The following is a 13557-nucleotide window of genomic DNA, read 5'->3' on the forward strand; positions in this document are numbered from 1 at the left end:
AAGGAAGATGATAATGGAAGCTGTTCTGTACGTTAGTCACGGAAGTAGAGTAGAGGAAACGAAAGAAGAAGCAGTTTCCTACATTCATCAAGTGCATCAAAAAGTGGCTACTCCGTTAGTTGAAATTTGCTTTCTGGAATTAGCCGAACCAACGATGGCTCAGGGGATTAAGCGTCTTGTCGAGAAGGGGGCAACAGACATCACAATTGTCCCTGTCTTATTGCTAAGTGCTGGTCATTACTATCACGATATACCGGATGAAATAAAAGCTGGCATGTCCCTTTTCCCAGGTATTCGATTCAAATACGGCAAGCCTCTAGGCGTGCAGAAGCGGATCACGAGTGTATTAGTCGACCGGATTCAAGAGGTCGCATCTTTCCAAGAAGACCTTCACCTTGTCCTGGTTGGAAGAGGCAGTCGCAATCCTGAAACAAAAGCATCTATTGAACAGATTGCAAGCTGGCTAGGTGAAGAAATAGCCGGAGCATCTGTTGATGTATGTTATCTTGCCGCTTGTTCTCCTACTTTCGAGGAAGGGATCCAGCGGGCAATCAAATCCAAAAAGAAGACGGTCGTGGTCCCATATTTATGGTTTACTGGCAAGTTAATTCAATCCATGGACAAGAGAGTGGGAAGTCTTCAACAAGAAGGGGTTCCCATTACAATGACTCATTACCTTGGTGACCATCCGATTATGATTCAGGCACTTGCAGACCGAGTCCGTGAAGCTCTTGTCAGTGAGGAATGGGACCAACAGATGAGAGTGACATAGGAGGGAGTAAAGATGAGCCAGATTCCTTTAATGGTGGAAACGACGGGCCTTTGTGCTGTCATTATTGGGGGAGGAAAAGTTGCTTGGAAACGTGCTAAAGCCCTGGTTGAAAATGGGGCTATGGTTACCATCGTCAGCCCGCACGTGACGGACTCCCTTCAAGAGTTGGTCAGCCTTTGCAAGGTTCGGTGGCTTAATAAGCGGTTTGAAGCAAGCGATGCTCGCGAGGCGTTTCTATTGGTTGTGGCGACAGATGACGAAGAGGTGAATGAGAGAGTACTTCAGGAAGCTGCTCCTATTCCCCTAATTAATGACGCCACAAATGCGGAGCGAGGGAATATCACTTTCCCAGGATTATTTAGGAGAGGGAAGCTTACCATATCCGTCTCAACGGCTGGGGCGAGTCCTGGACTCACCTCATCGATTTTATCAAAAATCAGGGAGCATTATGACGACTACGGGGCGTATGTGGATTTTCTATATGAATGTAGGCAACAAATTAAGCACTCTTCTATGGACGAAGGGGAAAAAAGAAGGCTTCTTCGCGAGATTGTAGAGGAACGGTATAGGGATGAGGAAGAACAGCGCCAATTTAAAGAAGCAATAGATCAAAGGTGGTGAGAATGTGTCGGGATTAAAGGGGAAGGTCGTTGGCGTCGCAGCTGATCGACAATCAGAAGCAATTTGTACGCTCCTTCAAAACAAAGGAGCTGAAGCGGTGGCTTACCCATCACAAGGGAAGCAGCAGTTAAACCAAGATATTAGCGCGCAAAACGTACGCGATTATATTCAGCTTGAATTTGACTGGGTCATTTTAACGACCGGTATAGGAGCTAAAACGTTAGAAGATGCTTCAATTGAACAAGGCCTCGAACAGCATTTTATAAAGAAGCTACAGAAAGAATCCCTTGCTATACGTGGGAGTAAAACGGTGCGATGGTTACAAGAAAAAGAGCGACAACCAGCGCTAGTCTCAGAAGATGGAACGATGGAAAACCTCGTCGCAGCTCTTCCAAGAGGGGGAGAGACTTCACGTGTCTTTCTCCAAGCTTATCATCAAGATGACGCCTTGTGGCAAGAGACGTTAGAGGGGTTAGGGTACGATGTATACGTATCAAAGCCTTATGCTTTTGACCCTCCGGAACAAAGCGTCACGGATCGGCTGCGTGAATCCATCATCGCTCAGTCACTTGATGCTGTTGTATTTACGAGTAAAACACAAGTTTTGAACGTTTTCGCTGAGCAAAATCATGAAATGGTGCAATCGTTTAATAATGGTGTTATAGCGGTGGCAGTTGGCAAGATCACTGCCGGTCAATTACGAGAGCAAGGAATTACATATGTCGTTGAACCTGAGGTACAGAAGATGGGGGCTATGGTCGTTGAATTAGAACGCTATTATCGTACGTCTCAAGCACAACGTTTGGAGGTGACAACAGGTGTCATTAAAGGTAACGAATAGTCCATTTAATCAGGAACAAATTGATCTTCTGAATCGCCTTTTTCCTACGCTTACGGAAAGCCAAAAGATTTGGCTCAGCGGCTACTTAGCTTCAGCTCAAGTCGGCAATCAAGAAGAAACGGTAGAGGCGAAAGATACCACGAAAGAAAACACGCCACAAACTCGAAAAGTCACGATTCTTTATGGCTCTCACACAGGGAACTGTGAGTCGCTTGCTAACGAATTTAAGGATCAACTGCAAGCCGTCCATTTAGAAGTAGAATGCTTATCAATGGATGATATAAAACCAAAAAATATCAAGAAAGTAGAAGACCTCCTGATCGTTACAAGTACTCATGGAGACGGGGATCCACCAGACAACGCTCTTTCTCTGTACGATTTCCTTCATAGTAAGCGAGCGCCTAGCCTTGAAGGTGTTCGTTTTTCTGTCCTTTCTCTCGGTGATAGTTCTTATGAATTCTTCTGTCAGACGGGGAAGGACTTTGATAAACGTTTGGAAGAATTGGGAGCTACTCGGCTCTATAACCGGGTAGACTGTGATTTAGATTATGAGGAACCAGCGCACGAATGGATCGAGGCAGTGAAACAGGAATTAGGCCAGGAAGCCGGTGCATCATCCGCCCCTGCATCTGATGTGATGGAAGAGCAAACGACGTATTCTAAGAAAAATCCATTCAAGGCTGAAATTTTAGAGAATCTAGATCTGAACGGTCGAGGTTCCAATAAAGAAACACGTCATCTTGAACTTGATTTAGAAGGGTCCGGGATTACCTATGAACCTGGGGATAGTCTTGGCATCTATCCTGAGAATGATCCGGCACTCGTAGAGCAGTTGCTTCAAGTTCTTGAGTGGGATGGGGACTTAACTGTTCCAATTAATAAGCAAGGTGATGAACTGGCACTAAGAGAAGCTCTTCGCTCCATCTATGACATTACCACTTTATCAAAACCCCTTCTTGAGAAGACAGCTTCCTTAAGTGATTCGTTGCAGGAGTGGTTAGAAGCCAATGACTCTAAAGCGCTACAAGACTATATTTATGGAAGAGATTTGGTTGATCTTGTTACCGATTTCGCGCCTTGGAAAGGGGAGGTAAGCGAATTTGTCGCCCTACTTCGGAAGATTCCGGTTCGCCTTTATTCTATTGCTAGTAGCCAACATGCGAATCCTGATGAAGTTCACCTGACAATCGGAGCCCTTCGTTATGAAGCACATGGGCGGAAAAGATCAGGCGTATGTTCTGTACAATGCTCAGAAAGATCAAGCGTTGGAGATCATCTGCCTGTCTTTGTCCAGAAGAACTCAAACTTTAAGCTCCCTGAACAGAAAGGTACGCCTATTATTATGATTGGCGCGGGAACTGGGGTTGCGCCTTATCGGGCTTTCTTGCAAGAGAGAGAAGAAACCGAAGACAATGGGTTATCATGGCTCTTCTTTGGTGAACAGCATTTCGTCAGTGACTTCTTGTACCAGACAGAATGGCAGAGCTGGTTAAGTGATGGTGTACTAACCAAGATGGATGTTGCCTTCTCAAGAGATACCGAGGAGAAAGTGTACGTGCAGCATCGCTTACTAGAGAACAGTAAGGAAGTCTATGAATGGTTAAAAGGTGGCGCATATGTATACGTATGTGGGGATGAGACATATATGGCGAAAGATGTTCAAAATGCCCTTCTAGAAATCATTCAAAAAGAAGGAAACTACACGGCTGAAGAAGCAGAAGCGTACTTAAATCAGCTTCGTAAGGAAAAGCGATACCAGCGAGATGTCTATTAATAGAAGAGAAAGGGGAGGAGATTATGGGAAGAGATGAAGGGAAGCAGTCAGAAGGGACCCCTAGTACGATGGAACGGATTAAGCAGGATAGTAACTACTTAAGAGGATCTCTAGTTGAAGAGTTTGGTAATCGGATTACAGCCAGTATACCAGAAGAAGAAACGAAGATCCTTAAGTTTCATGGTAGCTATATGCAGGATGATCGAGATGTTCGTCAGGAACGAAAGCATAAGAAATTAGAACCTGCCTATCAATTTATGATACGCGTTCGTTTGCCTGGCGGAGTGGCGACACCAGAACAATGGCTGAAGATGGATGAACTAGCCAATACGAATGGCAATGGAACAATGAAACTGACAACTAGGCAGACCTTTCAACTGCACGGTATTTTGAAATGGAATATGAAACAAACGATTCAAGAAATGGATCAGGCGTTAATGGATTCCATTGCAGCGTGTGGAGATGTGAACCGGAATGTTATGTCGACAGCGAATCCTTATCAGTCATCTGTACATAGCCAAGTTTATGACACAGCTAATCGAGTGAGCGAGCACTTGTTACCAAAGACAAAAGCTTATCATGAAATTTGGCTAGATGAAGAGAAGGTGTTAGACGGTCGTGATGAAGATGAGCCTATTTACGGCCCGTTCTACTTACCACGGAAGTTCAAGATTGGCGTCGCAGTACCTCCTTCGAATGATGTGGATGTCTTCAGCCAAGACTTAGGCTTCATTGGAATTGTCGAAGATGGGGTGCTTGTTGGTTACAACGTATCTGTTGGCGGAGGTATGGGCATGACCCATGGAGATACAACGACGTATCCTCAACTTGGACGTGTAATAGGGTTCTGTAAAGTGGACCAAGCGACAGAGGTTGCTGAGAAGATCGTTACGATTCAACGGGACTACGGAAATCGATCTGAGCGTAAAAATGCCCGGTTTAAATACACAATCGATAAGAGAGGACTCGATTGGGTAAAGAGCGAGTTAAACGATCGACTAGGATGGTCCTTAGAGGAAGCTCGCTCTTATTCATTTGATCATAACGGTGACCGATACGGCTGGGTTAAAGGAGATGGGAAGTGGCACCTGACTCTGTTTGTGCAAAACGGTAGAATCAAGGATGAGGAAAATCATCAGCTCATGACAGGGTTGAGAGAAATTGCTAATGTGCATAAAGGTGAGTTCCGTCTTACTCCAAACCAGAACGTAATTATTTCTGGTGTAGAAGAGGAGGAGAAAGAGACGATTGAGCAACTCGTAGAGAAATACGGGTTGTCTGATGGGCGGTATAACTCAGCGCTTAGAAGGAATTCGATGGCGTGCGTGGCCTTTCCTACATGCGGCTTAGCGATGGCCGAGTCTGAGCGCTACTTGCCGTCTCTTGTGGATCAACTTGAGGACATTATAGAAGAAGCGGGATTAAGAGATGAAGAGATTGTGATAAGGATGTCTGGTTGTCCGAATGGATGCTCTCGCCCTGCACTAAGTGAAATCGGATTTATTGGCAAAGCCCCTGGTAAGTACAATATGTACTTAGGAGGCGGTTTTAAAGGAGAGCGATTAAATAAGCTGTATAAGGAAAATATCGGTGAGGATGAAATTCTAGCCTCTCTTAAACCAATCATTCACAGCTATGCAAAAGAACGCTTAGAAGGGGAGCACTTCGGAGATTATGTCGTTCGAGCGGGATATATTGCCCCTGTCGAATCAGGGCTTGATTTTCATGATTAAGACAACGTGCGGAAGGGACCAAGCAGTATCCCTCAGGATAGAAGAGCACGTTAACAAAAAGGCTTCTATAAATTTATAATACAAATCAAAACAGGCAGAAATCGCAAATCGATTCCTGCCTGTTTTTTTATGTTTACTGTCAATTGTTATACACGAACTAGAACAATTCTGTTATAATAGTAGTAGAACAGAATGGAGGTGGGAGGATGTATATTCAGATAGAGCCAGACTCGGATATACCAATCTATTCCCAGGTGAGCACACAAGTGATGGAAGGGATTATTCGGGGGGAACTAGCAGCTGGTGATGTGTTGCCTTCTGTGCGGGGCCTTGCATCAGACCTTGGTGTGAACATGCATACAGTTAATAAGAGTTATCATGACTTGGAGGCCAAAGGGGTAATAACGATCGTTCCGAAATCAGGAGCTGTTATAAGCGTGGACCCATCGATTGGTGCCTCTAAAGAGCAAACGCATCTATTGTCTGAAAAGCTGCGGCCTACTGTTGTTGAGGCTATGGTTTCAGGGATGAACGATGATGAGATTCACGCGCTTGTAGACTCAATTATGAGAAATGTAAGGGAGATGAAGTAAATGGAAGGGATCATTTTATTCTTATCGACGCTGATCGTGAGTGTTATTCAAGTTTCCATTCCTTTCTTGGTTAAACGGACTGTTGTGTTTGGTGTGACGGTACCGATGGAACATACGAATCACGCGGTAATTAAGCGATCGAAGAAATTATATTCTCTTATTAGCGGAGTTTTGGCCCTTGGTGTTCTTATAACGTTCTTAGTCTGGAGTATGAGCGCTACACCAACGGAGGTTCAAATGGCTCTTATGGGGCTGATGCTACTGCTTCTTGTTATTGTTACCTCACTTGTCCTTTACTTCTATTTCCACATTAAGATCTCTAAATTGAAAAAGGAACAGCGCTGGTTTGAGGGGAAAAAGCAAGTGAAAATCTCGGAGCTTAACATCCGAGCCAAAGACGAAATGCTACCTTGGTATGTAGTCTCCCTTCCAATTCTCTTAACGATCGGATTAATGGCTTTTACAGTAGCGAACTATAGTCAGTTCCCAGATCAAATACCGGTCCATTGGGGAGCAGATGGAAAGCCAGATGCTTATACAGACAAAAGTGTTATGTCTGTATTATCTCTTCCGCTTATATTGTTTGTCCTTCAAGGAATGTTCCTTGGAATCATTGAACTAACGAAACGTTCAGGTATTAAGATTCGCCCAACAAACACGCAAGCCTCGAAAAAGAGGCAAATAAACTTGCGTAAATATACAAGCTGGTTATTGCTGCTAGTCTCTTTGTTACTAACCATGCTATTCTCGTTTTTACAAGTCATCACACTATACGGAAACATGTTTAGCGATATGATGATTATGTTGGTGCCTCTGATCTTTATGTTTCTTACTTTAGCTGGAGCTGTAGTCTTTGCTATTAAAGTTGGTAAGGTGGATTCTGACCTAGATGAAGTAGTGGTGACGGATCAAGGTAGTAAAGTAGAGGAGTATGATGAAGACAGGTACTGGATCGGTGGCATGATCTACTTTAATAAAAATGATCCATCTGTCTTGGTAGAGAAAAGGTTCGGAATAGGAATGACGGTTAACTTCGCCCGTCCAATGGCTTACATGGTGTTAGTGGTTCCCATTCTGCTAATTTTATTACTATCTTTCCTTTAATCATTACTGCCTAAAATTCTTTGGTATTAAAGGTGATGAGCTATTGATCAAACGTTTGATCAAGAACATATACTAAAAAATAAGACAGGGGATTCAACCCCCTGTCTTATTTCTATACATATAAATTCTGAATTAGATGTCGCACCCTTCATCCGTACATACTTCTGTGTCTTTACCGCCGATTGATTCGAAAGCAGGTGCTTGTTTCTCTTCTTCATAAGCTTTCTGCAAGCCTTGCAAGAAGACCTCTTTCGGCTGGGCGCCTGATATAGCGAATTTACGGTTGAAGACGAAGAATGGAACGCCTTGGACACCGATTTGTCCAGCTTCTTGTTCATCGCTTCTAACTGCAGTTGCATATTTCTCATCCGTAAAGGCAGCTTTAACGTCTTCTTCTGATAGACCAGCTTCAAGGGCGATTTCTTTTAAGATGGAACGGTCGCCGACGTGTTTGCCTGCTTCAAAGTAAGCGTGGAATAAGTGTTCAGATACTTTGTTGCCGATTCCTTTTTCAGAAGCACGTTGGAATAGGCGATGAGCATCGAACGTGTTTGTTTCAATTGTGCGGTCGAAGTCAAAGTTCAGACCGACTTCAGCAGCTTGCTGAGTCATGTTCTCTGTCATTTGTTTCGCTTCTTCTAAGGTCTTTCCATATTTCTTAGCTAATTTTTCGTTCGTAGTTAGCTCACTGTTTAAAGGAGCATTAGGATCTAGTTCAAAGCTTTTAAACTGTATATCGATCTCGACTTGATCGGTTCCTCCGAATTCCTTAAGAGCCGCTTCTAAGCGACGTTTTCCAATATAGCAAAACGGGCAGACTACATCTGACCATACTTCAATTCTCATGATACATACCTCCATGTCTCTTTCGTGCCTCAATTATATCATCAAAGAGGATTGCGGGCATTTTAAGTGCTTTAGGGCTGTTTTGTGGGAAATAAAATTTTTTATAGTAGAGCCAAATAGGTATTTTTAAATTATAAAAAAACATAATCTATGGAGGAAAGGACTGAACGTAATGAAAGTAAACCTTCAAACTATTGCAGAGAACGCTGAACTGAATGATGGCGATGTAAATATCTATCTGGATAAAGAGACAGGTGAGCTCATTACCATCACACATGATGAGATCAGTGATGCAGAGGATGAGAAACCGATTGACCATTTACAGGATTGGGAGCGAAAAAATCGCGAATGGGCTGATTTGTTTGTAAGAGATGAAGAGGGTCGCTTCATAGAATTGCCAACGCCACGCGACCTGGACGAGTATAGGGTGATGGAATCATTTGCTCAATCGGTAAAGGATGAAGAGAAAGGAAACAAGTTGCTACGTGCGATTCGTGGTCGCGGTGCGTTTCGCCGTTTTAAAGATATGGTGGGAGACTTGGGACTTGAGGAAGATTGGTACGCTTATAAAGAAGCTCAATTTCTTAAAGTTGCCAAGAGATGGTGTGAGGATGAGGAAATTCCTTACGAATCATAAATTGATCAAACGTTTGATCAAGAAAAAGAGGGGGACCGTTAGCGGTCTCCCTCTTCTTCATTTTCTTCTGCTTTTGTCGCACCGCCAAAGGCTTCTGGTAACATCTTAAACCCTTCAATTTCCGCATCTTCTTCTAGCTCAATCATTAGATAACGTCTGCCGTCGAAATTGACTTGTCTGACGTGTTCTAAGTCTTGCGGGCTAATCGAAATGTTGGCAAGCTTCGTGTTGATCTTAATGGATTTTGACTTATATTTTGGCACGATACTGCTTGCTTTTAGTTCGTAATTATCGTTTTCCGTGTACCTTTTAAAGGATTCTTTAATTTTCTCAGAATCAATCTTCTCCTGTTCTACGCCACTCATCGTCAGGACGCGTTCAACGTCTCTGTAATCAAGCTTTGGTGGCTCTTCACCTTCTTCATGGTCCTCGACAACTTGATTGACCTCACGATAAACGTTACCAAGCGTTGAGGGATTCATTTGGTCACCCACGACATCCCGAATCACTTCTTCAAACACCGCTTTATCTTCCATAGCTGTCATGGGTTCCTCACCGTTCAGTACTTCTTCTACAAAATGTAGGTCTGGCTCGTGGGCTTTCCCAGAAGCGTACAAAATATGGTTCACATCGGCTGTGTGGTTGGTGAACGTAGGGAAGAGGAAGCCGCCCATTGGCGTATTCAGGTCAACAACAGGGTCAACTTCAATGTTGTATTTAAACTCTTTCTGCACATAATCGAATTGATATTCCTTCTTCGGATCTTGTGTTTTGTTCACGCTGCAGAGAATGAAGGGGTGGGAGTATACAGTATCCCGGTCACTTTCTTCAGATTCTGAACTTCCTCTACGCGTTGGTTTCAGATATTCTGCGCGGACAAATGTAATGACTACATCATGTTCGTAAGGCCGTTCTGCGATCATCTTCTCCGTCATATAGAGCATTTCTTGCATCCAGTCCTGAACATTATTGGTTAACAGGCCTTTATGTAAAATAAGCTGTGTGTGATTCTCGGCCTCTCGTTGGAACTTTAATTCAAATAACTTCTCATCGAGCTTTCCTGTTAGCAACTTCTTGAAGTTGTTCATAAACAATTCTTGCTGTTCTCGTTCAAGCAATTCAAATGGCTGGCTCTGATGGTGGTAGATCTCCGTTGTTTCTTTCATGATATAAACATTAAAAATGTTCTGGATTTTTAATAGATCGTTATCAACTTTTAGCTGCCGGCGAATTCCGGCGATATCCTTCTTATCCATCGGTCGTTCACTCCTACGTGGTTGTGCTTATAATAGTTTATTTTAACATAGCTTTCCACCTTAAAAGAGGTAGAATCTCATAGAGATAGAAGATATAATACGAGTAGTACACAGGACGAGTCATGTCATGAAAGAAGAATAGATGGAAGAGGGGTGCTCGGGCCTTCTTCCATCTATTTTTGTTCTTTGGATAAGAGAAAGGGAGAGGCTTTAATGGATTTCTTTACAAGAATGGAAGAAGCAACTGGGGTTCTATTAAATGAGGTGCAGCAACAAGCTGTGATGCATACAGATGGTCCGCTTCTGTTGCTAGCTTCACCGGGGTCGGGGAAGACGACAACACTCAATATGAAGATCGGCTACTTGTTGTTAGAGAAGAAAGTTAGACCGGATCGTATTATGGCGATTACCTTTAGTAAGCAATCGGCTCAAGATATGTCCGAGAGGTTTGATGAATTCTTCTCTGACCTAACGAGTGATAAAGTTCATTTCTCAACCATTCACAGCTTTGCCTTTAAGGTTGTTCGTGAGGCATTAAGAAAAGAAGGCCAAGACTTTCAGCTCATTGAAGGACAAATTAATGAGGATGAGTGGAAGAAAGGATTCCACGGGGATCATGTGCCTCTTCACAAGAAGTTCATCTTGAAGAAGCTCTTTGAAGATGAGAACGGGACGCAAATCTCTGATGATGAGATGGACGAGCTGATGACGTATATCAGTTTCGTGAAAAACCGGATGCTTAGTGGAAAAGAGCTTTATAAAGTGAAGGCGAATGTAAAGAATGCTGCCTCAATCTATCAGTCCTATGAACGGTTTAAAAAAGAGTATGCTAATTCTTTATTGCTCGATTTTGACGATATGTTGACCTATTGCCATCAGAGTTTGTTGGATGACCCGCAAATTCTGCATCGATATCAGCAGCAGTTTGAGTATATCTTAACGGATGAGAGTCAAGACAACTCCGTCGTTCAGCATGAGCTTGTTGAGCTTCTTGCTAAGCCTCAGAACAATTTGTGTGTCGTAGCCGATGATGACCAGTCGATCTTTATGTGGCGTGGGTCTGATGTGACGAAGCTTCTTCAGTTTGAGGGTACGTACCCGGACGCGACTGTCCTCACCATGTCGCAGAATTACCGGTCCTCAGTTGAGATTGTTGAAGTCTCCAATCAGTTTATTAAAAGGAACCAGAACCGATTTCATAAGGAAATGTTCACCGAAAACCCCTCATCCAATCCGATCGCCATTAAAGCTATGCGAAGCTATGAGGATCAGTTAAAGTACGTGACGGAGCAGGTGAAGCAAAGCGGTCCTGAAGAAGAGGTCGCAGTTCTTTACCGGAATAATGCCTCGGCCGTCCCGCTTGCGGATAAGCTCAGTAAAGCAGGAATCGACTTTTACATGAAAGATATTGATGCAAAGTTCTTCAAACATTGGATTGTAGAGGATGTTTTGAACTTTATGAGACTCACTTACAATGATCGGCGCGTGGATATACTAGAGAGAATTCATACGAAGTTTAATGCGTATATCACGAAAAGACAGATCGCGTTTCTTAGAAGCAGCAGCGGGCAAGAATCAGTCTTTGATGTCTTGCTTGAAACAGATCTCCCTTCTTATCAGAAGAAAAACGTGACTCAGGCGAAGAAACTATTCGCTGAGATGAACAAGATGGAACCAGCTAGGGCAATCCGCGTTATAAGAGATCGACTTGGATATGATAAAGCCATTCAAAAGATGGTAGAGAAATTCGGTTTTAATGGGGAGCATTTGTTCACGATTTTAAATACGCTTGAAGAGATTGCTGAAGGGCTCGGATCGTTAAAAGGTTTTGCAGACCGACTGAAGGAGCTTGAGCAATTGGTTCAAACGTCTAAATATAATAAAGGGTCGTGCTCACTTACCCTGACAACGTTCCACAGCGCCAAAGGACTTGAGTATGACAAGGTGTATATGATTGACCTGATTAATGGGGTTGTGCCTTCGAAGGATGACATGGATAGCTATCGTAAGAAAGACTATGGCCCGATGGAAGAAGCTGTCCGTCTCTTCTACGTTGGGATGACACGTGCACGTACTCACTTGGAGCTGTTGACCTATGGGTATAAAGGGGATGAGCGTGTATCTGAGTCGCAGTTTGTCACGAATGTACGAAGAATTGCCAAGTTTCCTGATGAGAAGAGAGCCGTAACACGACGTAAACGTCCCGCTCCCGATTTATCTGATGAGAGTTTGCTCGGGTGGGATGAGATTGAGGTTGGACGAGAAGTGGAGCATCAAAAGTTTGGTGTAGGGGTTATTAAAGAGTACGGTGGCGCAGCGATCGCCATCCAGTTTGAAGAAGTGGGTTATAAAGAGTTTAATGCGGAGATCTGTATTGATAATGGGATCTTGCGTAAGAAAGAGTAGGACTTCCTGTGGTAAGGAAGTCCCTTTTTAGTTTTGCTCGGGATTCTTGGATTTACGAGCGCGTTTCGCTGATTCTTTGTGCGCTTTGTTCGCAGCAGCACTACCGAATTCGCCTGCTACTTCTTGTCCAAATTCAACGTCCATCTGTTTCGGATCAAATCCTTTTTTGTGCTTTTGCTCTGCGTCGTTTTTCTTTGTTTTCTTTGCCATGTGAATCCCTCCTTTTTATCAGGTTTAGTATGTTTCTGCTCGCAAACATTTATTCCATTTGGTATCTGTGCTTGGATTTCCTATCGATAATTAGCGTATGTATTGCTTAAAATCATTCATTTCGGGGTATGAGTTTATTAGAAACGATTGACTGGAAATGATTTAACGGAGGGTAAAGAGATGAAGAAAATGAATCGAGGCATTCTAACAGCTTTAACATCAATAGGAATCGCACAAGGACTAAAGATCTTAACCCATAAGAAACTTTCAGGTAATTGGGACTGGAAGCAGGTTGCCACAACAGGCGGTATGCCAAGTTCGCATTCCGCTGGTGTATGTGCTTTAGCTACATACTTAGCTTCCCATAAGGGAGCGCGTCACACAGAAACAGCGCTCGCTACGGTTTTTGGAGCTATTGTCATGTATGATGCTCAAGGCATAAGGCGCCATACCGGTGAAATCGCACGGCTTGTAAATGAGTTAGAAGACAGTTTCGCCTCTTTAGCTGGCGATTTCCCAAGCTTTGAATTTGTGGAGCGCGAGAAAGAGTTAAAGGAACTACTTGGACACCAGCCTGTGGAAGTATTAGGTGGAGCCCTGTTTGGTTGCGCGCTCGGATTTGCTTCAGCGAAACTCGAGAACAATTAAGGGAAGAAGGTAATGGTGAATGCGACCCCAGGCCATAGCCCTCTAGCTTGTTAACATTTAACATTATTATTTAAAAATAATGTCAGAAGCGTTATAATAGCCGTGGGAGAAATGAA

General features: G+C 43.4%; 13 protein-coding genes. 10 read left to right on the top strand and 3 right to left on the bottom strand.

The window, feature by feature from the left end:
* Nucleotides 1-13 precede the first annotated feature (13 nt).
* From ACYX4O_RS02135 to ACYX4O_RS02165, 7 genes are all read left to right on the top strand, one after another.
* Nucleotides 14-772 carry a sirohydrochlorin chelatase gene (locus ACYX4O_RS02135; protein WP_476354160.1) on the top strand — a complete coding sequence of 253 codons (759 nt, stop codon included), beginning with the start codon at nt 14-16 and terminating at the stop codon, nt 770-772.
* Between the two features lie 12 nt (nt 773-784).
* Entirely contained in the window at nt 785-1393 is a 609-nt protein-coding gene (locus tag ACYX4O_RS02140; protein ID WP_476354162.1) for an NAD(P)-binding protein, read from the top strand.
* 4 nt (nt 1394-1397) lie between these two features.
* Nucleotides 1398-2234: a uroporphyrinogen-III synthase gene (locus ACYX4O_RS02145; protein WP_476354164.1), complete on the top strand. Its 837-nt coding sequence runs from the start codon at nt 1398-1400 to the stop codon at nt 2232-2234.
* The gene (locus ACYX4O_RS02150) at nt 2212-4008 is read left to right on the top strand and encodes an assimilatory sulfite reductase (NADPH) flavoprotein subunit (RefSeq protein ID WP_476354166.1); all 1797 of its coding nucleotides are present in this window, start codon (nt 2212-2214) and stop codon (nt 4006-4008) included. Before ACYX4O_RS02145 ends, ACYX4O_RS02150 begins: the two co-directional genes overlap by 23 nt.
* A gap of 23 nt (nt 4009-4031) precedes the next feature.
* Complete coding sequence (gene cysI / locus ACYX4O_RS02155) at nt 4032-5741, top strand: assimilatory sulfite reductase (NADPH) hemoprotein subunit (protein ID WP_476354168.1); 1710 nt, start codon at nt 4032-4034, stop codon at nt 5739-5741.
* Nucleotides 5742-5947: 206 nt separating this feature from the next.
* Nucleotides 5948-6334 carry a GntR family transcriptional regulator gene (locus tag ACYX4O_RS02160; protein ID WP_476354170.1) on the top strand — a complete coding sequence of 129 codons (387 nt, stop codon included), beginning with the start codon at nt 5948-5950 and terminating at the stop codon, nt 6332-6334.
* Nucleotides 6335-7438, top strand: a complete 1104-nt coding sequence (locus ACYX4O_RS02165) for a DUF1648 domain-containing protein (RefSeq protein WP_476354172.1) — start codon at nt 6335-6337, stop codon at nt 7436-7438.
* Between the two features lie 132 nt (nt 7439-7570).
* On the opposite strand, the gene ACYX4O_RS02170 is transcribed toward ACYX4O_RS02165, so the two are convergent.
* Nucleotides 7571-8284, bottom strand: a complete 714-nt coding sequence (locus ACYX4O_RS02170; RefSeq protein ID WP_476354174.1) for a DsbA family oxidoreductase — start codon at nt 8282-8284, stop codon at nt 7571-7573.
* A 172-nt stretch (nt 8285-8456) separates the two neighbouring features.
* On the opposite strand from ACYX4O_RS02170, the gene ACYX4O_RS02175 reads away from it, so the two are divergent.
* Nucleotides 8457-8921: a UPF0158 family protein gene (locus ACYX4O_RS02175; protein WP_476354176.1), complete on the top strand. Its 465-nt coding sequence runs from the start codon at nt 8457-8459 to the stop codon at nt 8919-8921.
* Between the two features lie 38 nt (nt 8922-8959).
* Here the strand turns inward: ACYX4O_RS02175 and ACYX4O_RS02180 are convergent, their stop codons facing one another.
* Nucleotides 8960-10177: a DUF4317 domain-containing protein gene (locus tag ACYX4O_RS02180; protein WP_476354178.1), complete on the bottom strand. Its 1218-nt coding sequence runs from the start codon at nt 10175-10177 to the stop codon at nt 8960-8962.
* A gap of 186 nt (nt 10178-10363) precedes the next feature.
* On the opposite strand from ACYX4O_RS02180, the gene ACYX4O_RS02185 reads away from it, so the two are divergent.
* Complete coding sequence (locus tag ACYX4O_RS02185) at nt 10364-12583, top strand: ATP-dependent helicase (protein ID WP_476354180.1); 2220 nt, start codon at nt 10364-10366, stop codon at nt 12581-12583.
* A 27-nt stretch (nt 12584-12610) separates the two neighbouring features.
* Here ACYX4O_RS02185 and ACYX4O_RS02190 read toward each other — a convergent pair whose 3' ends face one another.
* Nucleotides 12611-12793, bottom strand: a complete 183-nt coding sequence (locus ACYX4O_RS02190) for a hypothetical protein (RefSeq protein ID WP_476354182.1) — start codon at nt 12791-12793, stop codon at nt 12611-12613.
* 180 nt (nt 12794-12973) lie between these two features.
* Here ACYX4O_RS02190 and ACYX4O_RS02195 point away from each other — a divergent pair, with 180 nt between their 5' ends.
* On the top strand, nt 12974-13441 hold the full coding sequence (locus ACYX4O_RS02195; protein WP_476354183.1) for a divergent PAP2 family protein: 468 nt from the start codon (nt 12974-12976) through the stop codon (nt 13439-13441).
* Nucleotides 13442-13557 lie beyond the last annotated feature (116 nt).

The sequence above is a fragment of the Pontibacillus sp. ABV4_188 genome, assembly GCF_056311905.1.